Genomic DNA, 26,126 nt, shown 5'->3' on the forward strand with positions numbered 1-26,126 from the left:
ACTGGCGACCGCTCCCCTATTGGACCGCCGCGGCGCTATCAGGCGACAACTGGAATGCCGGTCAGTCGAGGAGATCGAGCCTTTGCCACTCCATCAGGATCGGGAGGTGTGACACGCTTAAGTTGGCGGTCGGACGCTCCGCCGTGCCTTGCATACGGGAGTAGAGGGAATTCGCCATTTTCGCCGTAGCGCTTTCCTTCTCCACCGATGCCCATAATTAAACAGAACGATTATGCGCCATGACGAAGGAGCTTGAGGCCGGTGGGCTTGTCTGTTCTGATCAGCATCCTGATCATCTTCCTCGTGAGCGTGCTGGCTGTTTATCTCATCAACCGTCTTCCGCTCGACGCCCGCACGCGGCAGCTTTTCCAAGCCATCGTGATCATTATCGGCATCGTTTATCTGCTCAGATATCTGGCAGTCTTCTAGTTAAACACGATATGCGCTCCCGACGAGGCTATTCCCGGCACCGGCGCGACAGTGGGCCGATGATGTCCTGCACGATCAAGAGGACCGGCCGCGCGGACTGTGCGACGTATTGACGTACAGGTATTCAACCTTCAGCTGCCCGACCTTCTTGCGCATCCTGTTCGGAGGCAAGGGAGTCCGGGTTCAGGAGGGAGACGCCCAACTCGCGCGAAGCGATCTCAGCCGGGGCCTTCTGGATCTGGATCGGCACGACGCAGACACGACCATTAGTTGAAATATATCTCTGACTGAACGTTTATGTTGACTGTTTACATCAGGTCTTTCAAAGCGCAATATAAAGGATGCGGATCGCTATTGGCTCCTGGTCGAGCGCGGGCCTAAAACGATCCCAATAATCAAGCTGATTTGAGGGAAAATCATGCACTCGATCAAGCTCTTGAACGGACAAAGCCCTACGCGGTAAGTCTAGTCGTTGGCTTATCACCGCCCCGATTATCAGCTTCAAATGCGGGAGGGATCACTATCATTAACAGCACTCTGGCGGCAGAGACGGCCAGAGTGGGCGGACTTGCCGGCGCTTGTTCAGGTGCGGCAGGACGCATTGCTCCTGCCAACAGCACGGATCTCGCAACGCTTAAGGACAATCGTGCGAAGACGCGAATGAACTCGTAGCAACAATCATGGCCGATTTCCAAGTTCCAGCCGACGCCCTGTGCAGGATCATCGTGAGTTGCAGTCGCTCACTATGAAGCTCTGCAGAGACCGCATAATAGCTAGGCCAATCAGAACGAAAATAGGAGATCGCTATGAAAAACCTCATCCCCGCTCGGTTCTACACTTACGACTTCGCGCGCCTGTTCGTATCGCTTGCGTTTGCGCTGGCGATTGCTGTGATAGTCTATTCGGTCCTGTTCGGAAACATCCTGTAGTCGTCTGATCATGCGTACGTCCGCTCTTAAGCAGGAGACATGCTGGACGGACAGTCGGGGGTACCGCGCCGTTGAATGAAGCGCTACATTAACCCGACATCAGCTTTTTCAGGCGCGTAAAATGGACCTGGCACCTGGTCGGGACTTTATCCATGACACAATCTCAGGCTTTAGCATTCGCCATTCTGATCGGCCTGATGGTCGCTTTCATATGGGGACGGCTCCGCTACGACCTCATTGCAGTTCTCGCGCTGCTTGCCGCAGTTTTCACCGGCATCGTGTCGCACAAGGCAGCGTTCGCCGGCTTCGGGGACGACATTGTCATCATTGTAGCCAGCGCGCTTGTCGTCAGCGCCGCGATTGAACGCAGTGGTGTCATAGAGGCATTCCTCCACCGCGTGGCGCCCAGCGTGACCTCTGTGCAGGGCCAGGTTGTTATCCTTGTGACGACCGTCGCGGTTCTCTCCGTCTTCGTCAAGAACATCGGCGCGCTGGCGATGATGATTCCAGTCGCATTCCAGATGGCGCGCCGGTCGAAAACTTCCCCTTCGTCTTTTCTCATGCCGATGGCGTTCGGTTCCTTGCTTGGCGGACTCGTGACCCTCGTCGGCACATCCCCAAACATCGTCGTCTCCCGGATGCGTGAGGAACTGACGGGCCGCCCTTTCAACATGTTCGATTTTACTCCTGTCGGCATAGGGCTTACCGCAGCGGGAGTCGTCTTTCTGGCAGTTGGCTACCGGCTGCTGCCCCAGGAGCGCAAGGCGATCGCGACAATGGAGAAGGCGCTGAACATCAAGGACTACATGACAGAGGCTCGCGTCACTGCAAAGTCGTCCGTCATCGGCAAGTCGATCGGTCAACTGACGATCCTGTTGGACGAGGAGGTCCTTGTCACTGGCCTCATTCGCAATCGGGTCGAACCGCTGATGCCACTCCCGGGAGTCATACTCCATCAAGGCGATATCGTTTTGTTGGAAGGAGACCCTCAGGCGCTCGAGCGAGGCATCAGTCGTGCGCGTCTGGAACTGGAGGGGCACGACCGCGTCACGGAAGCAAAGGGGGTCGACGAGGAGATCGCCGGAATCGAGGCGGTTATCGGCCCGAAATCAGTATTGATCGGGCAAACCGCCAAGCGTTTGGCCCTGCATGATCGCTTCAATATTAATCTCCTCGCAGTAAGCCGAAGCAGCGAGCGCTTCACCGAGCGATTGCGCGACATCATGTTAAGACCAGGCGACGTTCTCGTTTTGAAGGGCGATCTCGTGCTTCTCCCGGCCAGGCTGATGGAACTCGGTCTTCTTCCTTTGGTCGGGCGCGAAATCCGCTTGGGGACCCCCCGAAAAGGCCTGATTCCGGTGGTGGTCCTGGCTGGTGCTATGCTGCTAACGGCATTCGGCCTGGTGCCCGTGGCCACGGCCTTCTTTACGGCTGCTATTCTGACGGTACTGCTCGGTTCACTGTCGCTTCGGGAAGCTTACGAGGCTGTCGATTGGCCCATCTTGATAATGCTCGGCGCTCTCATTCCGGTCAGCGAATCGATCCGTTCGACCGGGGGTGCCGACCTTATCGCCGGCGGCCTCGCTCAACTCGCTACCACCTTGCCCCCCTATGGGGCCCTTGCAATGATTATGGTGGTCGCAATGGCAGCAACCCCGTTTCTGAACAATGCCGCCACGGTTCTCGTAGTCGCGCCCATTGCGGTTACCTTTGCTGAGCGCCTTGGCTACAATCCCGACGCTTTTCTGATGGCAGTCGCGGTGGGGGCGGCCTGCGATTTCCTTACGCCTGTTGGACACCAGTGCAACACTTTGGTGCTGGGTCCTGGCGGCTATCGCTTCGGCGACTATTGGAAACTGGGGCTACCGCTCTCGTTCATTGTGGTCTTGCTGGGCGTGCCTCTGATCCTGTTGTTTTGGCCGCCCCTTTAGCGCAAGCGTCGTTTCAATTCCGATTTCAGGTTCAACCGTGGCGTCTGTTTAAATTCTACCGTAGAGCAGAACATCGCCACGACGCCAATGCTGCCGTGCCGTAACGGAGCCATAGCCTCCGATATCGACGGCTAAAGCGTTACGATAACTGGCATTCTATGATTTCTAACGACTGACCGTATATTAGTTGAAACAAGCACGCCGCGCCGCTTCCAAGCAATCGTTTTCTGTGTGACTGCGATGCGATCGTGCATAAACTAAGAGTGAGGGCGCATCTCACGGGTGTCCCGGTTGTCGATGGAGTATTATCGCAAGGAACCGGAGAGGGTCATGATTCCTCTAAGTAGACTGGTCGAGCAGCTTCTGGGCGTCGGCGCACTTGTGCTGCTGGCGATTGGTTGCGCTCTCGTCCTTTGGCCCTTCCTGTCGGCAATAATGTGGGCCGCAGTGATTTGTTTCTCGACATGGCCTATCTACTGCCGATGTGAACGTGCTGTCGGAGGCAACCGGGCGGCTGCCGCCGCAGCTATGACGGTGCTGGTGGTCTCTGTTGTGGCCGCACCGCTTGCTTTCCTCGTGACAGCGCTCGCCGACGATATGAAGAATCTGGCCGAAGGAATAACGCGCGTGCTAGAGCAGGGTCCTTCCGCGCCCCCAAACTGGGTGAAAGGCCTGCCGATTGTCGGCGAGAGTGTGGCCGCCTACTGGGAAAACTTCTCGCACGACGCTCCCGCCTTTATCGTCGAGCTCAAAAAACTGACAGGCCCTGCGACGGATATTGCTCTTGCTGGCGGAGCAGCTTTCGGCATTGGCGTAATCGAACTCGCGCTAAGTATATTCATTACCTTTTTCCTGTTCCTGCACGGCCGACGCATGATCAGCTTCATGCGCCAAATCGGTGAGCGGATTGCTGGCACTCGGGCTAGAAGGTTGCTCACGGTCATTGGCATGACCGTGAAAGGTGTCGTTTACGGAATGATCGGAACGGCCCTCGCTCAAGGTCTCTTGGCCGGCATCGGCTTCTGGATCGCCGGCGTGCCGCAATCGCTATTGCTCGGCTGCCTGACGTTTTTGCTCTCGTTTGTGCCCGCAGGGCCGCCGTTCGTGTGGGGGCCTGTTGCGCTCTGGCTTCTCATTCAGGGATCTGTTTGGTGGGGGATCTTCATCGCTGCGTGGGGCCTGCTTCTCGTCAGCAGTATTGACAACTTCCTTCGACCATATCTGCTCAGCCAGAACATCAATCTGCCCGTGCTGCTCGGTCTATTCGGGCTCGTCGGCGGCGTTCTGGCCTTTGGATTCATCGGCCTCTTTCTGGGACCAACCCTATTGGCGGTGGCCTACAACCTCTTTCTCGAATGGGTCGCAGCGGAACTGGAAGAACGTGTGCAATCGGCGCCGTCTTCCGCGGCTAATCACTTCGAAGCCGATCCAAGGGAATTGAATTGACGGATCTTCGCTTCAGAAAAGGGACGGGCTCGGCAGATCCTCGCCAAGGGTTTCGGTATCGCTTCGCGCCGCTCCCTCCCGCCGCCGCTTTACAACGGGTTGGCTGCCAACGGTTTGATACGGTCTCTTGCTTTGCCGTCGGCGATATACTTGATCGATTGATCAAATTGCGCTTGCGCGATGTCTAAACGCAATGGCGGCGCCTCCGAATGAATGCCACTCTGGAAACCCGTGATGAGATATGTCGCCGCATCCTGCCTTTTCTGGGTGCAGGCGCTATCGAAGCCGAGCTGGCATCGATCCAGTGCTGATCGAGAAACAGAAAAACGCCCTCGAGCGCGAGGTGCTCGTCGGGAGCCTGACAATGTAGGTCACGCCGCCTGTCTTACGGCCTTGGCTGCGTCTCGGCAGCCTCCTTGGCAAGGCGTAGATCTTTCAAATAAGACGTCTTGGCGGCTCTGGCATGGTTTGCCGCGCGAATTAGAGCGGTTGCTACCCGATGGGTTTCCCCAGCCCTAGTTCTCTGAAGATCATCGCGTCGAACTTCATCCAACGAATCGAATTCGTTTCTTAGGCTTGCCAGATCGTAAGGCGAGAATTGTCCGTTGTGATCACAATTCGCAGGAAGGGACATAACCGTCTCCCGTGCTTGGGGCGGGAGCTTTTGGCTCTCTACCGGAAGTGCCCGTATAGTCGACTCCCGACCTCATGATAATAGCCCTTTCCTCTCAGTAAGCAATCAACCGTTCACGCGAACATCCACGAGAATAGAAGACGCGAAGGGCATCTGCTTCAATAGAACGCCGCGATACGTCTGAAATTTCGAAATCCCTGCTTGATGCGGCTGACATGATCAGGACCCTGCACATCGTGCTGGACACGGCACCCAGATACCGACGAAGCTGTCGCCATAGGTCAGCGGAACAAACACCCCGCAGCGCCATTTCCCTTTTATCCAAAAAGGAGAGGGCATATGACCAACGACCCGAACAGCAATATCCCAACCCGCGATCCAGATGTGCTCACCACTTCGGAAGAATGGCGCCGTCTCTCGTTGTTTCGCTGGATCGCCGTTGTCGCGGTAATCGCCGTGGCTGCGTTCGCGGCCACCGTGTGGCTGGATGAGCCGGACACCGACCCGTCGACAACAGCCTCAACAACGAATTCCGAGCCAGCACCGGCACCGGCCAAGCCGATGACTCCGACCGACAATGCGACACCGGCACCCGCTACTCCTGCACAGGAGTAATGCTACGAAGGATCCCGCCTGGTGCCGGCTTCTTTTTGCCTTCGCACTTGAAGTTCACGTAAGAAGACGTCTTGACTTCAAAGCTGCTCAGCGGCCTCGACCATCAATTCGCGCATCTTTGCTGCAACGTCCTGCTCGCTGATGTTGTGACCTGCCCCTTGAAGATCCGATAGAGTTTTCGAGAGAACTCCAGCGTCCCCACCACCTTTGAGGCGGACATCAGCGATTTCATCGGCATAACCTGCAAAGTCATCCCAACCAATGAGGCCTGCGATCCACTTAGCCAAAAGCCTGTCGCGACGAAATTTGAGCTTGAGGGACCTCTCGGCCTCCTGGAAGTATTGATCTTCCATTGCCTTTTCGCGGTCTCTTAAATCGGCCATTCTCTTCCTCCTGCGGAACGATCTTTAAAGATCGGCAATATTTCCGCCGCTGAAGTAAGATAACATAAGTAGACGCTTTGTGCCGCCCTACGACACGGCGATCAGAACGTTGGTCAAGACTCGAAGAGACAAGCGAAGTTGCCAAAGAGATCCTTGAAACGGAACGCCTTCAACGGACGCGAGGACCGTTGGTTACGTGAGGCTCGACTTGCCGTGGGAACGGGAATGGCGCCCCCTCGCCCGAGTAAAGCAACCGCGAAATATAGCGCTTGCCGCCATCGGCAGCTTGGCGGAACTGTTCGGCCCTTCTCAGGGGCTTTCTCTTGGACCGGCCGATTTGTGTTGTTGGCAATTACCCCGAGCATCTGCGGCTACGCCAGGTGCGGTCTTGGTCGCATTGGTGGTTGTTGTTTGACCTTGACGCAGTCCGAAGAATCTTTCTTGCCCTGGGAGTCCTTTGCAGTGTTGGATGTGCTGGTAGCTGAGTTGTCAGTGCCTGAGACGCCCGAAGTTGTAGGGACGCGGCTTTTGGTCCCTTTGTCAATTGGCGTATCATGGGAACCTCTCGTCGCCGAACTTTGGCGAGAAGGGCGGGTTCCTCACAGCTCGGGTTCCTCACAGCTTATGTCCGCTCCGTACCAAGCAGGGTAATGCTTCGTTCACGGATGCTTTCCGACCGTACGCCATCGGCAGCCAGCCGCTGGCGTCCATGACCTCGTCGTCTGTAAGCTATGCTGGATAGGCTCTGCCGCGAGCACGGCATCGAGAGGGACAAGGAAGCCGTGATGCGCCTGGCTGCGATCATTATCGAGCTCTACCGGCAGGGCGTGTGAGAGCCGGAGCAACTGGCAATGTTGGCCGGAGCCCCACACGTGAATAATCGTCGTATTGTCCTGCTTCACTCCAGCCTCCCCGTCAAGCGGACGGACGCGCGAGTTGACGTACCGGCGACACCATGTCGCCGAGCCGCAGAAAAACCGGTTTCCTCTAGAGCATAGCTCTCCTCGATGATCTGCAGTTTGCGTTCTGTTGTCCAGCGTCGCCGCCGGACGTCACCGATCATCAGGTCAACCTGTCGAAACTCGTTAGACATAACCCTATCCTCAAGCCCGTAGTTGAGCCTTCCTGCTTATGCTGAGCGTCTGGTCGAAAGTGGGGGCAGTTCATTGGGCAGGATAGCCTAGAATAATCGTGCCGCCACTCGCGTGGTGGAACTACTCCTAAATGGCACGGATTTGCCCCGCTACTTGATGCGGGGCCTCTTTTGGTCTGTACGCTACCGCACCGGAACACAGTTTGTCTTGACGATTGGGCCGTCGGGATCGCGTGGTCGATCTCTTCCGGTCCCTTCCGTTACCTCAAACGGAAATCCGCGATTCCACCTTAGCCAAGCTGCCCCGCATTGGCGGAGATCGTGCGGTTAAGCTGCGGTCCGCTCTTTTTCATTTATCGAGGCGCGCGAATGTTCTGGGATTTCTTCACGATTGTTTTGATCTTCGCCACGTTGTTTGTCGGCCGCGAAGCTCAAATTGTGCTTGCCAAGGTGCGGCATTCAAACTGGCGCAACTTCACATTCCGTTAGAATTCGGCGCCCGAGATACACGCAACGCCTCGGATCGAAACGCGCCCGGTTCATATTAACCGGCCGCTACCCATGCCGTCAGTGCCCTTTTGAGCGACTAGCGACCAATATGCATTCGCCATCGTCGGCAGCACAGGCGGGGCGTTGTCCGTCGTTGCCTGCAGTGCGATCCATGCCGAGCCGTTGTCCAGCACGCGTCACGCGTGGCATAGACAGTTGCACCCGAGTAGGCGCCGCGCCAGTTGATGCCGAGATCGCCGACCGGGATGGTAAAGGTGATTTCGTAGGGATCGCCCGCCTCACCGCTTCCGGTCACGTCCATGCTGGCGTTGGTTCCAGGTGCGCCGGTAACGACCGGCTCGAACGTCACGGCAGGCGCCGGACCTTGCGGGCCAGTGCCGTAGCTGAATGGGCCCCGCCAGTCGCCGGAGGTCGAGAAGCCTTGATGTAGAGCCGCGCCGGGTTGACGTCGTCAACCAGGAAGGCAAACCCCTCGGTCGATCGTCGTAGGTTGCCTTGTCGGCGAGATCCCCGTTCGCCTCATAGCGATATAGCGTCCCGGCCTCCAGACCGACTGCCGCCGGCGACATTGGCGATCTGCCATGCCGTGCCGGTGCCGACAATCGCAGCACTGCCGCGCTCCTGCACGATGAAGACGACGTTGACTTGGCCGTCGTACTTGTTCGGGTCCGCCGCGATGACGTGATAATCGACCCCGTCGGCCGATCTGATGTCACCGACTTGGGGCACGATCGCGAGACCGATCGATGAAATGTAAATCTGCCAATCGGCCGTGGTGATGACCGTGGCGTCGATTTATCGCTCACCATACGTCATCGGCACGAGCTTGGCGATGTAGCTCGTTTTCGTGTGCCCTCACCGCCCAAAGGACCGAGTCCGGAGGCGTAATGCGCTTTACGGTGCCCGTCTGGCCGTATTTCGATATGAGTTGCTGGGCCGTGGCTTGCATGCGGGCGTAGTCAAATCGTTTCATATTGCACCGCACATTAATTTAGTATTCCCTTGTGCAACTGCGAAATTGTGGCATCCTGCAAGCCGCAAAGGGGAGTGCCATGACAGCAGAGCTATACTTTTTAGGTAGACCGCACCCAACCCACATGAACTGCCGGCAGATCGTCGAAGCTGCCATGCTTGAGATGATCGAAAAGCTGCACGCAAAAGGCCTCCTGCGAGCCGACGTGGCCCTGGCCCTCGCCGACGCATCCGAAGACTACATTATGCTCTTGGCCAAAAAATAAGCTTGGCACTCACTGACAATTACCTGAGTATTCGCGGCAGTCAGGCGTATACTGTATGATCGTTCTCACAGTGAGGGCGGCAGAAGGCCTGCACAACGCGCCCCTCTAGTGTGGGTCTCCACCAGGTGGATCACACGACGGCGATTCCCAGCAAAAGCGGCGGCCAGCGCGTGTGCCATCTTCGCCCGTTGCCCTTCCTTATCCACCGATGTTGATAGTTAAACCAGAACGATTATGCGCCATGATGAAGGAGCTGGAGGCCAGTGGGCTTGCCAGTTCTGATCAGCATCCTGATCATCTTACTTCTGATCGTGCTGGCTCTTTATCTCATCAACCGGAAGCGTCGCCTTAACGGTTGCAGTGGTAGTTGCTGGCATGACCAAGCTTCCGCTGACCGATCTCACGCCTCGTCGCTATAAACGTCACCGCTTTCCTGCCGAGATCATCGCCCATGCGGTGTGGCTGTACTATCGATTTCCGCTGAGCCTGCGTCATGTCGAGGAACTGCTTGCCGAGCGGGGCATCGAAGTCTCGTTTCAAACAGTATCGGAGTGGGCTTCCAAGTTTGGCCGCGAATACGCGTTACAGCGTTATCGTCCGACAAGATGGGTCAAATTCCTCTAACGATCCTGATCCGAGTAGTATTACGCTAGCGGAGGTGATCCATGTAAATTCTCTTCGCAATCGAAATATGGCTCACTTGTCGTTGTAGCGCTCGAGCATGCGACGTAAATGCGCGTTCTGCTCAAGCAGTTTTGCAGAGAGCTGCGATCTGAGGTCCTTAATTTCGAGGTCCAGTTCAGTGGCCTCATCGAGGAATGGTTTCTCCACTGCCGCTGGCTCTTCCGCCACTTTTTTGACGACGGGTGGTTCCCCGCGGTTTTTCCGCGCCCGAGCAGCCTTTGCCCTTTGCTTTTTAGGACCTCCTGCCAAGACGGCCGCACCCGTTTCACCTTCGGCAGCCTGAATGACGGGTGGGGCCGTCAAAGGTTGGTCATGACCTTCTAAAGCGCCGCCTTCTGCCGGCTCGGCAACCAAAGGACCGGACTGCTCCACCCGCAGGGGTAGCTCGGCCGCCGCACCAGCAGAATCCCGATGTCCGCTCGCTTCATTCTCGTCAACGGTCGACTTAGATTCTACAGCGGCTTCTAATTTGGCCCGCAGAGTTAGGTCCGGCTGGTGTTCCTCTGCCCGTGAATCAGGTATCGCCACGATTTGATCGGCCGGTCCGCTCGCTTCTTCCACCTTACGGCGCGACGCAAAGTCCTTGATTAGCTTCCACGGTGATCTCATCCTCATCTCCCGACTCGTTTTCTTAATCCCATAGTATCGAGCGGGAGACTGGGCTTGCAATGCGAGCCCAGTCTTTAGTCGTGAAGTGGCTTTAAAGCGGCCGATGGCGGCTCTTGATGATCAAACCAATCCGAGCTTTTTGCGGAGGTCCGCGTTCTCGGCGCGGAGCTTGTCGGAGAGTGCCTTACGCAGCTTCTGGTTCTCTTCTTCGAGCTTCAGAAGATCTGCAAAGCCGTCCGTTTCTGCCGGGGCTGCCTCGACTCTCTGCGGTGAAGGCTTGGAAGACTGAGCCTTCGAAACCTTAGGCTTCTTTGGAGGAACAGGTGCCTTAGTGGCTGGTGCAACCGCCGCTGGGGTAACAGGCGCACTGGACGCTGCGGTTTTTTTCCCCGGACCGCCGGTCTTCTTCACCGAAGTATCGGCAACCGCTTCAGCGGCGGCCTTGAGCTTCCGCGGTGCGCGCGCCTTCTTTTCTTTTGTCTTCGAAGACGCATCTACGGACGCGGTCTCGACTGCAGGGGTTGGGTTCGTATCATCAGTCATCGGTTAAATCCTTGCGGTTAGTAAAATCGTTCGACGGCATCAAGTCGCTGTCAATATTCGTTCAAGATTATTTCGAACTTATTGACGATGGTTTCAGCTTGTTTGGCCAGTCACCTCGCCTCATCAGTCCGATGACTGCCGACCCTATTAATGAATATTGCTGCCTGCCGTCGGATGAGATCGAAGCGGGCGAGCCTAGATGGAGGAATAAACGAAAAGTTAAGAGCTGGCGGATCGTTGGCGTGATCTGACCCGCCTCCATTCCGATGGTTGTCGCCCGTGATAGATTACGCGCCAAACAACCGCCTATCCCAGAAGACAGGCCGGTGTAAACATCAACGGTGCCACCAACGACCGCGGCCATTACCGCGACCGTCCGTGGGTTCGCCATTACCGCGGCGGGCAGTCCTGCCAATACGGCAATGGCTCCCGAAACGAACGCACCGAGCGGACCGTGGCAGGCGACGATGTTGACCGCTTATTCCGGACCGCTCTCGAGCTATAGCGTGCCGGCGGTAGTCGTCAGGGATTTCGCCAACAGCCGCGCCGTCGACTTCGGAATTGGCGGCTCAGATACGAGCTATCAGTTTTCCTATATGAAGTCCGTGGGCGGCTCTGGCTTCGATCGGTTTCTCGGCGAAACGACGGCGGATCAGGAGCTTGGCCTTCCGCCACCTGCTGAGCCCCTCTGGTCTCGCCTGACTTACGATGGGACCAATCTCACCCGGACGGCCCTTTCTCGCGACGGTGAATTTTTTGCCAATGCCTATTCGGCAGTTGCTGAGGAAAGTCTGACGCATTTGGACAAGGTTGGTCCGGGCGTCTTGTTCATCCAGCCTGCGCTTCCTGAATACTCGACGGACGGAGGACTAAGCTTATACCCAGTCCCAAGTGAGCTTCTTGGCGAAGGTGCCGTGCACAATTACGCGCGGGGGTGGACCATGAACTTGGGGCAGCCGGACGTTTCCAAGTCTTGATGCGAAGAGAGGCTTTTAGCATGTCAATGTGCCCAGCTATAGCCCCTTTGCGATGCACGGCGAATGGCCGACAGCGCCTGTTGGACTGCATATTTGTCACCGGCTTTCACGAGCAGGCTCAACGAGGTCATTGCGACAACCTCCAATACCGTTATACGGCCCTCTATCTCGCCCATTGACGGAATGGCCAAGTTCGCACCGTTTCCACTGCCATCACGTTTGGCATTGTACATTGCTAAAACTCCCTTTGCGGCGACCGACCGCACCATTGTGGATGGGGCATTTGGCGTGGCGTGCGAGCACCGCGCTCGCAGCCAAAGCAATTCGCTCAGGGGGCTACCACGTCAGACGGTTTGCGAACGATGTCGAATGAAGCCTGGCCCTGCAGGGCTTTACGAGGGCTGAATGCAAGGCCAGAGGGCCGCGGCGTCTGAAAAACCGCACTACCCACTACTTAAACATCGCTTGTGCCGGAGGGTTCCACGTTTCTAAGCGCGGGTCAAAAAAAGCTCCGACGAGGCAGGGCAGTTATCGATGAAAGGACCGCGCGGCTTTCCGTGAGGGCGACGGAATGTCATAGAGCTGGGTTACCTCTGGATGCGGCGCAGGTGGTTACAAGCTGCGATATCCCCCGTCTTCGTGCTTGAATCGACCGATCTGGTTCTGTGCCTTGAAGTAGGCTTTTCTCCAAAGCGTGAAGTGCACAGGATCATTCTTGGGATTGTAGGGGTTGTCCCCTAGGTACATGCCGGTCTTGGGCGCCAGCGAACCCGTGTGTGGCTTGCCAGTGGCTTGCTTCGCTTTCCTCGGCCATTATTGTGGAAGCCTCCTTGGGCCGCAGTACCGTACGACGGAGTTCTGTCGGAAGACCTTGGATCGCATAGCGACGAAGTGGACCGGCGTAAGCAGCGGCCTCTTTCTTGGGTTTCCCGAAGTGTCGATCAAGCTGGATAGTAAAGTCGGCGGGAGCCGTCATTCCCTCTCGAAAGAGGCGGATCATCAGCTTGGTTGCGAGATTGAAGCGCCGAGGCTGTGTAAGAAGTATATCGTCGGTATAGCCGGCATCGCTCAAAACGCCGTGCAGCATGTTCATATTGTCGTCAGTCAGATTTTGCGTGGAAATTTCGGAAGACATCACGTCCTCCTTTGGTTAGGGCTAGGGGCCTCTGACCCCCCTTGAAAGCAGCGCCCGTTCACAAACTGCTTCCGACATGAATATGGGCAGTAGGTGTCGGCGGCACAAGGCCTTCCGGGCAGCTGCACAAGTTCCAACTGTCCGTCGGCCGCTACCGCTAATGCTGAGGGCTTCAGTGTCGCTTCACCGCCGAACTGCATGATGAGCACCGCCTCCCTTCAGGTGAGCTCGTCCGCGGCGTCATCAATGGCTGCTGCCGAATGAGGTTGCTCTGTGGTCGCAACGAGCGCAAGGTAAGACATCAGCAGTCACTGTACGGGCCCTGCTGCTTGGGGGCGTGAAACCCTAGCCCCAACAAAGGAGGACGCGATGTCTTCCGCCACCAATCAGTTCTTCGATGTCGCCAACTCAAGAATGCTGGATCGCATTTTGCGAAAAGCCGGCTTTCGCGGAGGCGAAATATACGCGATCGACGATCGTGAGATCAACACGACCAGTTTCCTCATTCAATGCTTCCAGATGGGGATCATTGACGAGACCGCACTGAAATCCGCACTGAAAATTCATCTCGCAACGCAGCTGAGCTCAGGCCCGCTTCCCTTAGCCAGGGAAGACGGTTCACTTGCCAGATGGCAGGACGATGGTGGCGCTTCGCTGAAACCATACAGGATTGCCCGATATACGGCAAAACACAGCAGCGCACCATTGCGACCGGAAGGCCATCGTTTTCCGAAAGCCACGCTGCCGGAATGATCGAAATATGCCGCCCTTCCGGGCGAACAGGGCAGGTCCTCGGCACTGACGTCCCTCAACAGTAGGCCCGGGCAATGCAACCCCCTGGTTATTGCGTTTGTCCCGGATCAAGCTATTTCAGACTACGGCCGAGATCCGGGCCCGATTGCCGTCGCGCTTCCTTCGCGATGATCTCGTTCCTTAGGGTTTGCTGCGCCACCTTGAGCTGCCTCATTGTAGGAAGCCGCTCGTGAGGGGCGGCCACGCTTTTTTCCTCGCCTCGGTCTTCCGTTGACGCTTGTTCGGCGACGGCCGCTCTGTCGGATATGTCAGCCTCCTGCCGGCGCAAAGCAGTTCGAGCTTCGCGAGCTTGCACGATCAACTCTTTCGTGGTCGGGCCAGTTGGCGGCTGTTTTTCGATTGCGTTGCTTTGCCTGCTTCTAGTGAAAACTGCTGGCTTGGTTATGTCATCCTTGGGCATGGGTACTTTCATCCTTCCTGTGCCTCTCGATCGGAATCCCACTGGCAATCCGAGCTTCCAATGACCGTCGGCCACGGTCGGAGCCAATGGCAGTATCGTCGGGGATTTCCTCCTTCCGGCCGTGCCAGGCACAACAGTGAATAGGTCGCATTAAGCAACGTTGGCCAAGCGTTGGCATCCCATCGGATTGCAAAGAGGAAGTCGCAAAGGTGCGCGCGGTGTCATTTCTTCAACAGGCTCGTCGGGTTGGCGGCGACCTGCAGATCCGGTTATCGCTGGCAGTTCGGAGCGGGCGCTACGACGCTCGTCGCTGTGTGCTTTCCGCTTCCGGCCTCAGCCAGCGCTACCGAGCGCAATCTGACACGCCTGTGCAAGATCTGAGTTGGGCTCGCTGCTCCCAAGCGGTGTTGCCCAGCCTGCCTTTTTAATAACATCGCTGCGGCCGTATGTGCTGGCTGCCTTCAGCTCGGCCATGATCTTTGCCGATGCCGGATCCGCCTTTGCACGTTCGAGGCAATACGGTGTTAACGCCGCGGCAATCGCTGAGGTTCGCTCGATTCCGGCTGCTCTTTGGGCACCGTTAGTGGTCATCCACCCGCCCCACGAGAAGCCCACGACCGCAAGGGCTGCCGCACCGCACGCCGCACCCCAGAGGGCAGGACGAATCCAAGTCATATGTTCCATGACCATATCCAATCTTTGGAAGAGCACGCACTGTCGCGTGGAATTATCAATAATAACACACGAAAGGGATGGAAATTCCGAATATTATTATATTCCTTCTAACATGTTGAATTTGGCTAATACTATTTTTTTCTCCTCAAGGAGATAATATATCGTGACCTCATTGGTCTTCGTTAGGTTTTAAGGTTCGGCGCGCCAAATCAAAATTATAGCCTGACCCACCGCAATTGAGATGTGTTTTGAAGTTCTTTTCGGGGGCCGCATGCCCAGCTGCTTTGCCCGTCCTAATCGCGACCCAATTAGGGCGTAATGATAATCGGTCGTCGTTTGGCCGCTATGGCTTTCCGCGGTGTCAGAGACCCTTGACCCGCCATCCTCCCGAATTCCGATGGGCAACGCCCGGTGCTGCTAGCCGGATGACGCGGTTAACCCGCTTTCCGTCAGCCAGTAGTGAGACCGCTTTCATTCGGAGATTATCGCCATGTCAACGCGCACAACGAATACCATCGTTCACTTCTCTCAACCTTTTGAACTGCCGGATATCGATGGAATCCATCCGGCAGGTGATTACAAGATTGTACGGGATGAGGAATTGATCGAAGGGCTTTCACAACTGGCCTATCAGCGTGTCGCAACGTTCATTCATCTGCCGTCGATTTCTGACGGCAGCCGCATGCGGCAATTCGTCAGAATAGATCCTACTCTTCTCGAACATTTATTGAGCGCGACGCCTTCACACGGGGAGCACGCATCATGAACGCATTGGAAAAGAACTCACTGGAAAAGCGAAAAAGAGCGCTGGAGGAAAAGTACTTCCTGGATGCCGAAATGGCGTTCAAGGTGAACTCTCGTCGAGACCGGCTTCTGGCCCAATGGGTGTCCGAAATGATAGCATTACCGATGTCGAAGCCTAAGTCGCCGAAATCATCGACGTTCGCTTCACAGCAGCGGGAGACGAGGGCGTGGTAGCAAAAATCCTCGCGGATGTTAGATCTGGAGGTAAGGTTTTGGACGAGAACGAGCTTCGAGACCGGATGGACAAGCTGATGGCGAGTGCAATAGAAGCAATCGCCGTTCGCCCTTGAGATGCCTGGTTCCTAAGCCGGCTGATGCGCGTTCACGCTGCGCGGCTTGATCAATGGTGCGCGAACCTGCCGCAGCGGGCGACTTTAAGATCCGTATGGTGCGCGAGAGCCTTGTTTAAAACCCATTGCGGGCGCATGGTGTCGTATCGGCAGCATTTGAAGCGGGCGCTGCCGCAAGAGGGTTCTGCCCTTCGCCCCAATCAAAGGAGGACGTGATGTCTTCCATAATCAATCATCTTCGCGACTACGGCTACGACACAGCGATAAGAACGCTGGTCGTGCTGAGCTTCGCCGTCGGTCTCTATGTGATCCTGGAGGGCTGGCTGCGGTGACGATTTTCTCTCTTGGCGGAGCACGCACCATAAGCAGCGAACGCTCGACACTGCGGCGAGTTCTCAAGCGCGCCGACTACGCCACATCCGATATGCAAGCCGCAGAAGGGCCAGAACATCACGAGGAAGTGGTGATCATTCGCCGTATCGAGGCGGGCACCATCTCGTTGAAGGGCTACCCCGCCTCAATATCGCGCCAGAAACGGGCAGATCCGGATGCACTTGCATCTTGGGAGAATGAAGGAGGAGCAACCGGTGCGGCTGTGGAAGTTCCAAAAAGCAACGGAGAGCCCCAATGATTTGGCGCAGCGACCTTGTCAGCATGGATCGATTCCACAGAAACTTATCCAGCCCGGACCAAACGATTGTTCGTTCCAAGGCTACTACGGCGGAAGAGAAAGTTGACCGGAATGAAAAGACTTCCCGGCTTCGCCGCGAACGTTTGTCGCGCCAGCGTCAAGCCTTTCCGAGCCCGCCATGAGAACAACCGAAACCGAGATCAAATTTGCGGATCCGTTCGTCATCGGATCCCTGGTTGCGCCCTTGGCGGCTGGGATGTACCGGCTCAGCATGGATGAAGAGCTGATCGATGGGACCTCGTTTGTCGCTTACAGAAAGGTCGCCGCTTATCTCGTACTACCATCAATCGAAACACCTGCCGTTAGACGACAACAGTTGCAAGTCTCCCACGCGGAGATTGACGCCGCGCTGCTGAATGACAAGAAGATCGCCCGATAGCCCTTCCCAAACTGGCCCTACGGCTCTCGGGCGTTGCTACGCCAGAACATCTGGGAGGAACGTGCCATGGGTGAAGCCGATCGCTACTTCTGGAAGCTGCCGAAACGCCGCCGACGTTCATATGATCTTGACTTAGCCGGAGATCCGGCTTTCATCTCGGCATCTGCTGTATCCCTCTCCACCTCAGCACTTTTTGCATCACTCATGATGCATCTCGAGCAGAAGGGCATTTTGTCCGCCGAGGACCAGCGGGAAATCTATGAACTCGCGGTGGACTTCCTGGAAACCGATGAATACGACGCCGGGGCGACGGAGCTGGGGCGCGCAGTTATCGAAAAGCAGTTTCGACCGCGTCGGAAGGCGTCCTAGCACCTTTGGACTAGTTGGCTGTGGTTTGGTCTCTTGGCATTCTGCTACCAGGGACACACAGACCGTGGTTCTAATACCACAGGGGCTGCCCTGTGGTATTAGGTGCGACAGGGCCCGCCTTTGAACTCTTTGGGACGGCCCTGGTCGTACGCCAGCATTAGCTCCGCCGCGCCAATTTTCGTTGAGTGCTCTTCCCGGATGCGGTCTAGCTCGGTCATTCTTGCGCTCCATGATCAAAGTTATTTCAGGTGAGGAAACGAACTATGGCGCAAAGCGATGACCAGGGCCCGGAGTGGTTTTTTCGTTGGGTCGGCTATCACGACGCCAACAGGGGAATGGCTCGGTTCCTTGGAGCTGTTGTCGCTTTTATCATTGTGTTTGGCACCCTCTTGTGGTCGATCTGGCCAATCTGATGAGGCACGCCGAATGGCTTGGTGGGGTAGCGTCGCCTTAACTTGCGTAGGGTACAGAATGGTCAGGAGGGACCGGCTTACGCAGCGATTGACAAAGTTAATTCGCGCCAGGTGGCCATGGCGGCGGTTCGCAGTTTGCGATGTTCAGCGGTGCTCGTCCGGTTGCGGTGATGATGGAAGAGATTGGAAATCGGGCCGTGGATGGAGCCGAAGCGCTGGCATTGTCGTGCCGACTTGAACCGCATCATGCCTCGCTCCCGTCGTCGCACAGCCAGATGCGAGTTCTCCGCGCGGTTGTTGAGACCCTTGCAAACGATGCTCGACGCCCGGCATCAACGTCTTCTTTGCTGCAGAATAGGAGCGGAGCTTGTCGGTGATCATGACACGCGGCGTGACGCCCTGGCCCTTCAGCAGCTTGCGCATCAGCCGAAGAGCCGCTTTCCTGTTTCGGCGGCTTTGGATCGGAGCATCGAGAACGGAGCCATCGGCATCAACGGCGCGCCAGAGCCAGTATTTCCTTCCCTTGATGGCAACGACCATTTCGTCGAGATGCCACTTGTCGGCAAAACTGCCCCTGGATCGACGTCGGAGGGAACGAGCATATTCGCGGCCAAACTTGGAAGCCCACTCCGATACTGTTTGAAACGAGACTTCGATGCCGCGCTCGGCAAGCAGACCTTCGACGTGGCGCAGGCTCAGCGGAAATCGATAGTACAGCCACACCGCATGGGCGATGATCTCGGCAGGAAAGCGTGACGTTTATAGCCACGAGGCATGAGATCGGTCAGCGGAAGCTTGGTCATGCCAGCAACTACCACCGCAACCGTTAAGGCGACGCTTCTGGTCGATCTCCGGCTGCAAGCGGCCAACCCTGCTATTCTTGCATTCCGAAAACGCTTACCGGCGCCTCCAAGCCCCTGAGAGAATGTGACCCAAGATCAACAAATTGCTTCGATGCGCATGCTATTTTGACGAACTCGGATGAAAGCAGCACCGGCCGTTTGATCACTTTAGTCAGTTCCTCCAGCCGCGACGCCACATTGACCGCAGGGCCGATGGCGGTGAAATCCAGACGCTTCCGCGAGCCGATATTACCGTACATAACATCGCCTACATGGACGCCAATCCCGTACCTCAGTTCCGGTTTCCCGCTTTCCGCAAGTTTAGCATTCAGGACGCTCATCCGCTCTCTACCGTCGTAAATCGCCTGAAGCAGGTCTGCACACGCGTTAGGGTTGCTGAGCGGGAAGATGGCCAGGAGACCGTCGCCCATGAATTTCAATATTTCACCTCCGCGAACCTCGACGGGTTCGCATAAGGCGTCAAAGTATCCATTGAGGATGTCGATGACATCGTCACGGGGCCATAGGTCGGATAGCGCGGTGAAATCGCGCAAGTCGCAGATCATAATAGCAGCGTTCACAGTCTTGCCACTACCACGCGTTGTTGCTCCCGCAAGGATTTCCGCGCTCGCGTGTGGTCCTACATAAGTTTCCAGGAGCGTGCGGGCCATCGCGTTCTTCATCCGGATTTCGCTAGCCAAAGCAAGCGCAGGCAACAGATCCATGAGATAGGCTATCTCATATTCGGAGAAGCCACCCTCTTGCTTGGTTGCGAAAGTCACAACATGCCGTCTTCCCAATGTATGCTCGATCGGCCAGGCCACATAGTCGGTGAAGCCGTCCCGCTGAAGCTCTTCGAAAAGCGGATATCGGACGAGATCGCTGTCACCGGCATGAAGGTGTTGTCGGACCACTGATGCGCCATCATATATTTCCGTAGCTGGTCGACGGAGAAACAGTTCAGTAGTGTCGACGTCGTAATCGAAGGTGTCGATATTCGCTTCTCCGATACCCGGCAGCCAAAGGATACGGGCACCTTGCCATTGTGGGTGCTGTATTCTCAGATGAAGCGATGACCTGGCTACTGGTATCCCCGCGGCTACCAAACGTTCACACATTTCGACAAGTAGATTATCAAGGAAACGCTGCGAACTCGTTTCGTTCATGAGCCAGTCGAGGACTGGTCGTCGTTCACGGGGCCATGTGCCAATGCTCTCAGGTGACGGGAAATGCGAAATGATAGTCATCAGAATCCTCCGAGGCACGCACTTTAAGCCCGTTGCGAAGGACGGGGAAGACGATATCGTCGACATTGTGAAGCCGGGCCATCGTCGAGTGAAGTAAATTAACAGCGCTTTCGCAGAACAAGACAATTGTCGGCACCGGCCCTTTTTGGGGCGTCCGCATAGCGTTCCGCTAGCAAGATCCGATAACTGCGTTCATCAACGGTTACAACCTCTCGCCGTCAGCCGACGTCCCCACGCTTGCCTTGATAAAGCGCGGCTTTCAATAGTCCAGCTAGCCAATCCGACGCTAATCGCGTTGAGCCAGAGCTTCGGCGAGTGGTGACTTGCGCGTGTTGCGGACACTGTGCTCTCACCGTGTGCGGATGCTAGCTATCAACGGCACTGATATTGTGACTGCCTCGCGGCTAACTGCACCAATAAAGGGTCGTTGGGTTCTCAACAAGAATACGCTGTTCGATGCCGCGATCATTGATCCAACTGCGGAAGAGGCCCAACAGATCTTTCATTTCAGGTTGCCGGGCAGGATAGCGGACGAAGGGAAAGTCCGATGCCCAAACTAGCCTGCGATTTTCAGCCATGATGAAGGCGTCATGGAATGGCCGCACCTCGGCAAAAGAGGCATCACCGAACTGCCGCCGACATACCGCGAGCTTGATCCAGACCTTTCCATCAGAAACCAAATCCAGCAAACGCTGAAAGTCTCTATGTTCGACGCCGAGTGAAACATCGAAGCCGCCCATATGATCGAGCACGATCGGAATCCGGCAGGCCTCGATGCGAGACCATTCGGAGAGAACGGTCGCGAGCGGAGCCCAAATCTCTGCATGCATATCAAGCTGTGCAAGTTTCGGCGCCAAGCGTTCGAATAGCTGCTCCAGCGGGATGGTACCGGGTATTCTCGATTGGTCGACAAGTCGGGTTTCGACAAAACGAAGCCCGCGTATCCGGCTTCCTTCATGCTCGCGAGGTCTTCGATGCTTGTGGAGCCATCTGCGACCGCGATACCCCTGGCTTGGTCTTTAAGCTGCTGCAACGTCGCCGTTAGCAGCGAGAGATCTTGTCCGTAAGGTATCGGCTGTACAAATATGAAGCGCCTGATACCCTCGCCCCGCGCGGTCTCCCGTAAGCTGGATAGCGGCGCGTATGGCGGCTCATAAGTCGCGGTATTTGCAAAAGGATACGCGCTGACCAAGTCGAAGACATGGACGTGACAGTCACATATATCCATACCGGACATTCGGTCGCGGATCGCTGCTTCCCTGCTCATCATTCAGCCTCGTATTCAACTGATGTTCCTGTGCCTCTTCACGGGATCGTTGTCGAAGTGTCGACATAGTCGGCGGCGTTGTGAACCCACCCTTTTTCGATAAAATCGCGGCGGGCCGGCGCAAACACGTCTATCAGGATGTGGTCACCGGCGCCGACGCCTTCACTGGTGTGAAGAAGCCGTGGCGGTATGATGAGCATGCTGTCGGCTGAGGCCGAGATATGCCGATCATCCTGCCAATTTGTTGCGTCGGCGTCCCAGGGCGCTCGGGTGTGATGAACAAACTCTCCCCTTATCGCAAGCGACCCTTGCTCAAAGTCTTCATGTGCATGAGGTGAGAACTTTGTACGATCTCGGGGGCCGGAATATTCGACCCAGTTGATGCTCATCGTGGCGCTCTGGAAAAATTTCAGCCGAGGATTTCCGGGCGGGAACGGAACGTCGTCCACGGCGAAAATCCGGATGACATCGGCCGCCTTGCCGATCGGCCGCATAGGCTCGCCAAGTGCTGCGACAAGGGCGTCGGCCTCATTGTAGAGCGTCGCGTTCAAGACTTCGCCTGAAACAGAAGGCTCGCGGCCGGTGGTCAAGGCGTAGACACGCCCCGTGCCGGGTGCGATCAGGTCGTACCGTCCCGCCGGAAGAATAGCGATGGAGCAGTCGGGTACGTTCGTGCGTATGCCGTCGATCGACGCTACGATGCCCCCCTCAGCGCAGATCAGGATCGTCTCGTGCGCGCTGGACTTTGGTGCACGGATCAAATTTCAACATTTTCCATCTAAGCGGCTGCGACCGACACCAGCGTGAATGAACCGGCATGCCGCATAAACAACGCCTCCCGCCGACATCGCATCGGCAAAATGAAATTCAAAGTGGCGAACTGGCGGGAGTATGAAGCGGATCTTCGCCGTCGCGGCAGCTTAACCCTGGGGTTGACGCCGGAGGCGCTGTCGGGTTGAGCTGCACCGCGTCGAACGACACGCGGTGGTCAGCGGCATTACTCTGATCTCGCCATCGAGACGACCTTGATGTTGGGCATAGCGTTCGGACTGCGGCTGCGCCAAAGCGAAGGGCTTTTGAGTTCGGTGCTTGCGCTGATGGGATTGGATCTGCCCGTGCCCGATCACACGACCCTCAGCCGACGGGCAAGAACCTGGAAACCATCTGACAAACGACGGGTTGAGCCAGATGCTCCACTTCACGTGCTGGTCGACAGCACCGGGCTGAAGATCTATGGCGCAGGCCAATGGCTTGAAGAAAAGCATGGTGCCAAGTCCCGCCGTGGCTGGCGCAAGTTGCATCTGGCGCTTGATGCCGACAGTGGCGAAATCATTGCGCATGCGTTGACTGATCAGGACACCAGCGATGCCTCGCAGGTGGCGCCGTTGCTCGACCAGATCGACGATGAGATTGGCCGGTTCACCGCCGATGGCGCCTATGATGGGGATCCAACCTACAACGCTGTCCTGCGCCACAGTACTGAAGCAAAGATCGTCATTCCACCGCGCGCAACGGCCGTGGCAAGACAGGAGGCTGAGCCGGTAAACCAACGGGATTGTCATGTCGCATCAATCCAGGCCGATGGTCGGCTAAAATGGCAGGCCTCCACCGGCTATGGCAAACGGGCTTTGATTGAAACGGCAATGAGTCGATACAAGGAGATCATCGGGCGTCGCCTGCGGGCACGTTCTTGCCCCACTCAACTGACAGAGGTGGCCATCGGCGTCGCCGTTCTCAACCGAATGCTCGCCTGCGGACGCCCGGAATCCGTCCGCGGCAAAGCGAAAGCAAACCTGTCTGAAGAGAAAACGCAAGAGATGTTCTGATGCCCGAAGCCGTTGTCCACAGGTGAGGCGTTCTCACTTTGGAGATTTCTGCTATCGTCCGCCAATTACGAGGAGTAGGCGCCTGGTTGCAGCGCGTTTGGTTCCGGACGGTTTTTATAGGGCGAAGTCGTCTATGTATTTCGAGGGGCGGACGACCGTCGTCCTCCAACCCTGTCCGCCGTGACGCTCGATTATTCGTGCTTCCCTGGCAGGACTGAACTCAACACCTGCCGCACTGTGCCGCGAATGACACCTTTCTCGTTGGGATCGCCCTTCATCAGCGTCGTCGTGAGTTTCTTGACCTGCTCGAACGTGAGATGCGGCGGTATAGGCGGGACCTCGGGGTCGGTTTTGACCTCGAGCAGAACGGGGCGGTCGGAGGCAAGCGCGTCGTCCCAGGCGGGTCCCAGGTTTTCCGGGCGATCGACAAACAGGCCCTTGAGACCGATGAGCTCGGCAAACCGATGGTAAGGCACATTTGGAATGCTTTGCGAGGCCTCGAACTTGGGATCCCCCTCCATGACCCGCTGCTCCCACGTCACCTGGTTGAGGTCTTCGTTGTTGAAGACGCAGATGATGAAGCGGCGATCGGCCCAATCCCGCCAATATCTGGTGACGGTGATCAGCTCAGCCATGTTGTTCATCTGCATGGCGCCGTCGCCGACGAGCCCGACGACGGGGCGGTCAGGGTGGGCGTATTTGGCGGCGATGGCGTAGGGAACCGCGGCACCCATCGATGCCAGTCCGCCCGAGAGCGATGCCATCATCCCGGCCCTTATCTTGATATCGCGGGCATACCAGTTCGCGCAGGAACCGGAATCGCTGGTCAGAATGACATTGTCCGGCAGCCTGGACGATAGCTCCCATGCGACCAGTTGCGGATTGACGGGATTGGCTTCGGCATGGGCGCGTTTGTCGAGGAGCTTCCACCACGCAGAAACGTTCTTTTCGACGGTGTGACGCCACTTGCCGTCTTTTTGTTCGATCATCGGCAGTAGCGCCTTCAGCGTTTCCGCAGCATCCCCGACGAGATTGACGTCCATGGGATATCGAAGCGACAGCATGCCAGCCTGAATGTCGATCTGCACAGCCTTCGCCTGTCCTTCCTCGGGCAGGAACTCTGAGTAGGGAAACCCGGAGCCGATCATCAACAGCGTGTCACAGTCAAGCATCAGATCCCAGGAGGGTTCGGTTCCGAGCAGGCCGATCGACCCGGTAACCCAGGGCAGCGCGTCTGGAAGAACGGCCTTGCCAAGCAGCGCTTTCGCGACCCCTGCGCCAAGCCGATCGGCAACAGCGATCACCTCGTCGGTTGCGCCGAGTGCGCCGGCGCCAACCAGGATGGCAACCTTCTCGCCGGCGTTGAGAACATCGGCCGCGGCCTGTAGATCCTCCTCATATGGGAGGACCTTGGGTGCCCGATAGCCAAAGCCGGAATGAACGGTCCCGTGAACGCGCTCCGGCTCCTCATAGGGCAGCTCCTGCAGGTCATTGGGCAGGATGAGCGCGGTCACCGTGCGGTTAGCCAGTGCGATCCGCACCGCACGATCGATGAGATGACGGACCTGCGCCGGTGTGGACGCTTGATGGACGAAGTCACCGGCGACATCTTTGAATAAGGCGGCGAGATCGACTTCCTGCTGGTAATGCCCACCGAGTGCACCGCGCGCCTGCTGCCCGACGATTGCCAGAAGCGGCTGATGATCTGCCCGGGCATCGTACATGCCGGTCACCAGATGTGCGGCGCCAGGCCCTGACGTTGCGATGCAGACGCCGAGTTCGCCAGAGAACTTTGCGTAGGCAGAGGCCATGAAAGCGGCCATCTCCTCGTGACGTGCTTGGATGAATTCGATCTTGTCGCTGGCCCTGTTCAACGCTCCGAACACGCCGTTGATGCCGTCACCGGGATAACCGAACATGCGGCGGACGCCCCAGGCGTTAAGACGGGCAACAATGAAATCACCGACGGTCTGCGTCATGGAAAATGCCTCTCGATAGGTAGTCACGGTATGTGCCAACAAACCCCTGCTGCCCGCCTTGGTTCCGCTTGCGAGAAAGGGCCGGCCAAAACGCCGCAAGCCGGCGATGCGGCTGAACATGGGATCAGCCGCTCGATGTTCAAATTGGCCTCGGAAGTTTGATCCACATCAGCTGGGGAGATGTTCCATGTACCAAGGTGACAAATCTGCCTATACCGACAAGCAAAAGCGCAAGGCGGAACATATCGAGGGAAGGCTACGAAGATCGTGGCGTTTCCGAAAAAGAGGCCGAGCGCCGTGCCTGGGCCACCGTCAACAAGGAAAGCGGTGGCGGAAAGAAGTCTGGCTCCGGCCGCGGCCATACCGAAAACCATGCCTCATTCGAAAAGGGTGGACGCAACGGAGGTGCTGCGGCTGCATCGCGAACCAAGGAAGAGCGTTTTGCTTCGGCAAAAAAGGCGGCTGCGACACGGAAGAGCAACGAACGTCACGCACATCATTCAGCCTGACATAGCGTCGTCACCGATGCGCTGTTCCTTGAGGAGGCCTCCCATGCCGAAAAAGAAATCAAAGAAGTGGTCGCAGGACGTGACCGACAATAGCGATTAGACCTCGAGGGCGGCCTCTTCAAACAACGCAGCCCCAAGATCGCGGATTCGCTTAACATTCCGCCGATGTCGATGCTGACCTTCTACATCAATCGATCCGGCAAGCAGCTGTCCAAATCCCGTCTGGCGACACTTGACCGTGCAAAGGGCGAATTGCGCAAGGACTTCGGCAGGACGACCTCCCCTTCCCGCTGGATCCGGCCATTGATCGCCATCATCCAGGATCCGAGGACGATTCGCCGGCGTTTTTCAAAGGCCAGATGACGAGATTGGCCGGCCCGGACTCGTCCTCGATCGTAATGAACATGACACCTTTTGCCGATCCCGGCTTTTGCCGAACCAATACAAGTCCGGCGGTATAGACCCA

General features: G+C 56.9%; 27 protein-coding genes and 8 pseudogenes. 18 read left to right on the forward strand and 17 right to left on the reverse strand.

Annotated features, from left to right (window positions below; all coding sequences use genetic code 11):
- The first annotated feature begins 267 nt into the window (after positions 1-267).
- The 5 genes from ACPYOJ_RS22760 to ACPYOJ_RS22780 all read left to right on the forward strand — a co-directional run bounded on the left by ACPYOJ_RS22760 (position 268) and on the right by ACPYOJ_RS22780 (position 5,984).
- On the forward strand, positions 268-429 hold the full coding sequence (locus ACPYOJ_RS22760; protein WP_481418305.1) for a Thivi_2564 family membrane protein: 162 nt from the start codon (positions 268-270) through the stop codon (positions 427-429).
- Positions 430-1,235: 806 nt separating this feature from the next.
- Positions 1,236-1,358 carry a hypothetical protein gene (locus ACPYOJ_RS22765; protein WP_481418266.1) on the forward strand — a complete coding sequence of 41 codons (123 nt, stop codon included), beginning with the start codon at positions 1,236-1,238 and terminating at the stop codon, positions 1,356-1,358.
- A 152-nt stretch (positions 1,359-1,510) separates the two neighbouring features.
- Positions 1,511-3,289, forward strand: coding sequence for an SLC13 family permease (locus ACPYOJ_RS22770; protein WP_481418267.1), 1,779 nt, complete (start codon positions 1,511-1,513; stop codon positions 3,287-3,289).
- A 330-nt stretch (positions 3,290-3,619) separates the two neighbouring features.
- Positions 3,620-4,735 carry an AI-2E family transporter gene (locus tag ACPYOJ_RS22775; protein WP_481418306.1) on the forward strand — a complete coding sequence of 372 codons (1,116 nt, stop codon included), beginning with the start codon at positions 3,620-3,622 and terminating at the stop codon, positions 4,733-4,735.
- 973 nt (positions 4,736-5,708) lie between these two features.
- A complete protein-coding gene (locus ACPYOJ_RS22780) occupies positions 5,709-5,984 on the forward strand; it encodes a hypothetical protein (RefSeq protein WP_481418268.1) in 276 nt (91 codons plus the stop codon).
- A 77-nt stretch (positions 5,985-6,061) separates the two neighbouring features.
- Here ACPYOJ_RS22780 and ACPYOJ_RS22785 read toward each other — a convergent pair whose 3' ends face one another.
- The 4 genes and pseudogenes from ACPYOJ_RS22785 to ACPYOJ_RS22800 all read right to left on the reverse strand — a co-directional run.
- Positions 6,062-6,367, reverse strand: coding sequence for an ATPase inhibitor subunit zeta (locus ACPYOJ_RS22785; RefSeq protein WP_481418269.1), 306 nt, complete (start codon positions 6,365-6,367; stop codon positions 6,062-6,064).
- Between the two features lie 898 nt (positions 6,368-7,265).
- A complete protein-coding gene (locus tag ACPYOJ_RS22790; RefSeq protein WP_481418270.1) occupies positions 7,266-7,460 on the reverse strand; it encodes a transposase in 195 nt (64 codons plus the stop codon).
- Between the two features lie 586 nt (positions 7,461-8,046).
- The gene (locus ACPYOJ_RS22795; RefSeq protein WP_481418271.1) at positions 8,047-8,319 is read right to left on the reverse strand and encodes a hypothetical protein; all 273 of its coding nucleotides are present in this window, start codon (positions 8,317-8,319) and stop codon (positions 8,047-8,049) included.
- Positions 8,320-8,585: 266 nt separating this feature from the next.
- Positions 8,586-8,943: pseudogene (locus ACPYOJ_RS22800) on the reverse strand (hypothetical protein); the annotation flags it as partial.
- A gap of 79 nt (positions 8,944-9,022) precedes the next feature.
- On the opposite strand from ACPYOJ_RS22800, the gene ACPYOJ_RS22805 reads away from it, so the two are divergent.
- Both ACPYOJ_RS22805 and ACPYOJ_RS22810 read left to right on the forward strand, forming a co-directional pair.
- Positions 9,023-9,208 (forward strand): hypothetical protein, encoded by a 186-nt coding sequence (locus ACPYOJ_RS22805; protein WP_481418272.1) that lies wholly within the window; start codon positions 9,023-9,025, stop codon positions 9,206-9,208.
- 375 nt (positions 9,209-9,583) lie between these two features.
- Positions 9,584-9,805 (forward strand): annotated as a pseudogene (locus tag ACPYOJ_RS22810) (IS6 family transposase); the annotation flags it as partial.
- A gap of 99 nt (positions 9,806-9,904) precedes the next feature.
- Here the strand turns inward: ACPYOJ_RS22810 and ACPYOJ_RS22815 are convergent.
- Both ACPYOJ_RS22815 and ACPYOJ_RS22820 read right to left on the reverse strand, forming a co-directional pair.
- Positions 9,905-10,501, reverse strand: coding sequence for a hypothetical protein (locus ACPYOJ_RS22815; RefSeq protein WP_481418273.1), 597 nt, complete (start codon positions 10,499-10,501; stop codon positions 9,905-9,907).
- Between the two features lie 120 nt (positions 10,502-10,621).
- Positions 10,622-11,044: a hypothetical protein gene (locus ACPYOJ_RS22820; protein ID WP_481418274.1), complete on the reverse strand. Its 423-nt coding sequence runs from the start codon at positions 11,042-11,044 to the stop codon at positions 10,622-10,624.
- A gap of 341 nt (positions 11,045-11,385) precedes the next feature.
- On the opposite strand from ACPYOJ_RS22820, the gene ACPYOJ_RS22825 reads away from it, so the two are divergent.
- Positions 11,386-12,021, forward strand: a complete 636-nt coding sequence (locus ACPYOJ_RS22825; RefSeq protein ID WP_481418275.1) for a hypothetical protein — start codon at positions 11,386-11,388, stop codon at positions 12,019-12,021.
- Between the two features lie 23 nt (positions 12,022-12,044).
- On the opposite strand, the gene ACPYOJ_RS22830 is transcribed toward ACPYOJ_RS22825, so the two are convergent.
- Entirely contained in the window at positions 12,045-12,254 is a 210-nt protein-coding gene (locus tag ACPYOJ_RS22830; RefSeq protein WP_481418276.1) for a hypothetical protein, read from the reverse strand.
- 476 nt (positions 12,255-12,730) lie between these two features.
- On the reverse strand, positions 12,731-13,156 hold the full coding sequence (locus tag ACPYOJ_RS22835; protein ID WP_481418277.1) for a hypothetical protein: 426 nt from the start codon (positions 13,154-13,156) through the stop codon (positions 12,731-12,733).
- 369 nt (positions 13,157-13,525) lie between these two features.
- On the opposite strand from ACPYOJ_RS22835, the gene ACPYOJ_RS22840 reads away from it, so the two are divergent.
- Positions 13,526-13,909, forward strand: coding sequence for a hypothetical protein (locus ACPYOJ_RS22840; RefSeq protein WP_481418278.1), 384 nt, complete (start codon positions 13,526-13,528; stop codon positions 13,907-13,909).
- A 112-nt stretch (positions 13,910-14,021) separates the two neighbouring features.
- Here ACPYOJ_RS22840 and ACPYOJ_RS22845 read toward each other — a convergent pair whose 3' ends face one another.
- Together ACPYOJ_RS22845 and ACPYOJ_RS22850 are read right to left on the reverse strand one after the other, a co-directional pair.
- Entirely contained in the window at positions 14,022-14,369 is a 348-nt protein-coding gene (locus tag ACPYOJ_RS22845; RefSeq protein WP_481418279.1) for a hypothetical protein, read from the reverse strand.
- A gap of 333 nt (positions 14,370-14,702) precedes the next feature.
- A complete protein-coding gene (locus tag ACPYOJ_RS22850) occupies positions 14,703-15,053 on the reverse strand; it encodes a hypothetical protein (protein WP_481418280.1) in 351 nt (116 codons plus the stop codon).
- 481 nt (positions 15,054-15,534) lie between these two features.
- On the opposite strand from ACPYOJ_RS22850, the gene ACPYOJ_RS22855 reads away from it, so the two are divergent.
- The 6 genes from ACPYOJ_RS22855 (at position 15,535) to ACPYOJ_RS22880 (ending at position 17,577) form a co-directional block, all read left to right on the forward strand.
- Entirely contained in the window at positions 15,535-15,810 is a 276-nt protein-coding gene (locus tag ACPYOJ_RS22855; protein WP_481418281.1) for a hypothetical protein, read from the forward strand.
- Positions 15,807-16,022 carry an ATPase inhibitor subunit zeta gene (locus ACPYOJ_RS22860; RefSeq protein WP_481418282.1) on the forward strand — a complete coding sequence of 72 codons (216 nt, stop codon included), beginning with the start codon at positions 15,807-15,809 and terminating at the stop codon, positions 16,020-16,022. Before ACPYOJ_RS22855 ends, ACPYOJ_RS22860 begins: the two co-directional genes overlap by 4 nt.
- Positions 16,016-16,138, forward strand: coding sequence for a hypothetical protein (locus ACPYOJ_RS22865; protein WP_481418283.1), 123 nt, complete (start codon positions 16,016-16,018; stop codon positions 16,136-16,138). Before ACPYOJ_RS22860 ends, ACPYOJ_RS22865 begins: the two co-directional genes overlap by 7 nt.
- Positions 16,139-16,466: 328 nt before the next feature.
- Positions 16,467-16,769 carry a hypothetical protein gene (locus ACPYOJ_RS22870; RefSeq protein WP_481418284.1) on the forward strand — a complete coding sequence of 101 codons (303 nt, stop codon included), beginning with the start codon at positions 16,467-16,469 and terminating at the stop codon, positions 16,767-16,769.
- 178 nt (positions 16,770-16,947) lie between these two features.
- Positions 16,948-17,208 carry a hypothetical protein gene (locus ACPYOJ_RS22875; RefSeq protein ID WP_481418285.1) on the forward strand — a complete coding sequence of 87 codons (261 nt, stop codon included), beginning with the start codon at positions 16,948-16,950 and terminating at the stop codon, positions 17,206-17,208.
- Positions 17,209-17,274: 66 nt separating this feature from the next.
- A complete protein-coding gene (locus ACPYOJ_RS22880) occupies positions 17,275-17,577 on the forward strand; it encodes a hypothetical protein (protein ID WP_481418286.1) in 303 nt (100 codons plus the stop codon).
- Positions 17,578-18,067: 490 nt separating this feature from the next.
- Here the strand turns inward: ACPYOJ_RS22880 and ACPYOJ_RS22885 are convergent.
- The 5 genes and pseudogenes from ACPYOJ_RS22885 to ACPYOJ_RS22905 form a co-directional block, all read right to left on the reverse strand.
- Positions 18,068-18,728 (reverse strand): annotated as a pseudogene (locus ACPYOJ_RS22885) (IS6 family transposase).
- Between the two features lie 136 nt (positions 18,729-18,864).
- Entirely contained in the window at positions 18,865-20,079 is a 1,215-nt protein-coding gene (locus tag ACPYOJ_RS22890) for an adenylate/guanylate cyclase domain-containing protein (RefSeq protein ID WP_481418287.1), read from the reverse strand.
- Between the two features lie 404 nt (positions 20,080-20,483).
- Positions 20,484-21,023: an amidohydrolase family protein gene (locus ACPYOJ_RS22895; RefSeq protein ID WP_481418307.1), complete on the reverse strand. Its 540-nt coding sequence runs from the start codon at positions 21,021-21,023 to the stop codon at positions 20,484-20,486.
- Positions 21,017-21,349, reverse strand: a pseudogene (locus ACPYOJ_RS22900) (amidohydrolase family protein); the annotation flags it as partial. The pseudogene ACPYOJ_RS22900 and the gene ACPYOJ_RS22895, both read right to left, overlap by 7 nt.
- A 35-nt stretch (positions 21,350-21,384) precedes the next feature.
- Positions 21,385-22,107, reverse strand: a complete 723-nt coding sequence (locus tag ACPYOJ_RS22905) for a cupin domain-containing protein (protein WP_481418288.1) — start codon at positions 22,105-22,107, stop codon at positions 21,385-21,387.
- 99 nt (positions 22,108-22,206) lie between these two features.
- Here ACPYOJ_RS22905 and ACPYOJ_RS22910 point away from each other — a divergent pair.
- Positions 22,207-23,172, forward strand: a pseudogene (locus ACPYOJ_RS22910) (IS5 family transposase).
- Between the two features lie 191 nt (positions 23,173-23,363).
- Here the strand turns inward: ACPYOJ_RS22910 and ACPYOJ_RS22915 are convergent.
- Positions 23,364-25,151: a thiamine pyrophosphate-requiring protein gene (locus ACPYOJ_RS22915; RefSeq protein ID WP_481418289.1), complete on the reverse strand. Its 1,788-nt coding sequence runs from the start codon at positions 25,149-25,151 to the stop codon at positions 23,364-23,366.
- Between the two features lie 187 nt (positions 25,152-25,338).
- Here ACPYOJ_RS22915 and ACPYOJ_RS22920 point away from each other — a divergent pair.
- Both ACPYOJ_RS22920 and ACPYOJ_RS22925 read left to right on the forward strand, forming a co-directional pair.
- Positions 25,339-25,660 (forward strand): annotated as a pseudogene (locus ACPYOJ_RS22920) (plasmid stabilization protein).
- A gap of 43 nt (positions 25,661-25,703) precedes the next feature.
- A pseudogene (locus tag ACPYOJ_RS22925) lies at positions 25,704-25,933 on the forward strand (DUF3175 domain-containing protein); the annotation flags it as partial.
- On the opposite strand, the pseudogene ACPYOJ_RS22930 reads toward ACPYOJ_RS22925, so the two are convergent.
- Positions 25,843-26,126: pseudogene (locus tag ACPYOJ_RS22930) on the reverse strand (OB-fold nucleic acid binding domain-containing protein); the annotation flags it as partial. The pseudogenes ACPYOJ_RS22925 and ACPYOJ_RS22930 sit on opposite strands and share 91 nt — an antisense overlap.

The organism is Rhizobium sp. SVR5-9E, assembly GCF_056755095.1.

Coding starts and splice junctions, on each gene's coding strand:
- ACPYOJ_RS22875 (WP_481418285.1), top strand. CDS start 16,948: ATGAGAACAACCGAAACCGAGATCAAATTTGCGGATCCGTTCGTCATC.
- ACPYOJ_RS22880 (WP_481418286.1), top strand. CDS start 17,275: ATGGGTGAAGCCGATCGCTACTTCTGGAAGCTGCCGAAACGCCGCCGA.
- ACPYOJ_RS22820 (WP_481418274.1), bottom strand. CDS start 11,044: ATGACTGATGATACGAACCCAACCCCTGCAGTCGAGACCGCGTCCGTA.
- ACPYOJ_RS22855 (WP_481418281.1), top strand. CDS start 15,535: ATGTCAACGCGCACAACGAATACCATCGTTCACTTCTCTCAACCTTTT.
- ACPYOJ_RS22815 (WP_481418273.1), bottom strand. CDS start 10,501: ATGAGATCACCGTGGAAGCTAATCAAGGACTTTGCGTCGCGCCGTAAG.
- ACPYOJ_RS22835 (WP_481418277.1), bottom strand. CDS start 13,156: ATGTCTTCCGAAATTTCCACGCAAAATCTGACTGACGACAATATGAAC.
- ACPYOJ_RS22860 (WP_481418282.1), top strand. CDS start 15,807: ATGAACGCATTGGAAAAGAACTCACTGGAAAAGCGAAAAAGAGCGCTG.
- ACPYOJ_RS22915 (WP_481418289.1), bottom strand. CDS start 25,151: ATGACGCAGACCGTCGGTGATTTCATTGTTGCCCGTCTTAACGCCTGG.
- ACPYOJ_RS22780 (WP_481418268.1), top strand. CDS start 5,709: ATGACCAACGACCCGAACAGCAATATCCCAACCCGCGATCCAGATGTG.
- ACPYOJ_RS22850 (WP_481418280.1), bottom strand. CDS start 15,053: ATGGAACATATGACTTGGATTCGTCCTGCCCTCTGGGGTGCGGCGTGC.
- ACPYOJ_RS22785 (WP_481418269.1), bottom strand. CDS start 6,367: ATGGCCGATTTAAGAGACCGCGAAAAGGCAATGGAAGATCAATACTTC.
- ACPYOJ_RS22805 (WP_481418272.1), top strand. CDS start 9,023: ATGACAGCAGAGCTATACTTTTTAGGTAGACCGCACCCAACCCACATG.
- ACPYOJ_RS22770 (WP_481418267.1), top strand. CDS start 1,511: ATGACACAATCTCAGGCTTTAGCATTCGCCATTCTGATCGGCCTGATG.
- ACPYOJ_RS22790 (WP_481418270.1), bottom strand. CDS start 7,460: ATGTCTAACGAGTTTCGACAGGTTGACCTGATGATCGGTGACGTCCGG.
- ACPYOJ_RS22765 (WP_481418266.1), top strand. CDS start 1,236: ATGAAAAACCTCATCCCCGCTCGGTTCTACACTTACGACTTCGCGCGC.
- ACPYOJ_RS22845 (WP_481418279.1), bottom strand. CDS start 14,369: ATGCCCAAGGATGACATAACCAAGCCAGCAGTTTTCACTAGAAGCAGG.
- ACPYOJ_RS22840 (WP_481418278.1), top strand. CDS start 13,526: ATGTCTTCCGCCACCAATCAGTTCTTCGATGTCGCCAACTCAAGAATG.
- ACPYOJ_RS22890 (WP_481418287.1), bottom strand. CDS start 20,079: ATGACTATCATTTCGCATTTCCCGTCACCTGAGAGCATTGGCACATGG.
- ACPYOJ_RS22830 (WP_481418276.1), bottom strand. CDS start 12,254: ATGTACAATGCCAAACGTGATGGCAGTGGAAACGGTGCGAACTTGGCC.
- ACPYOJ_RS22775 (WP_481418306.1), top strand. CDS start 3,620: ATGATTCCTCTAAGTAGACTGGTCGAGCAGCTTCTGGGCGTCGGCGCA.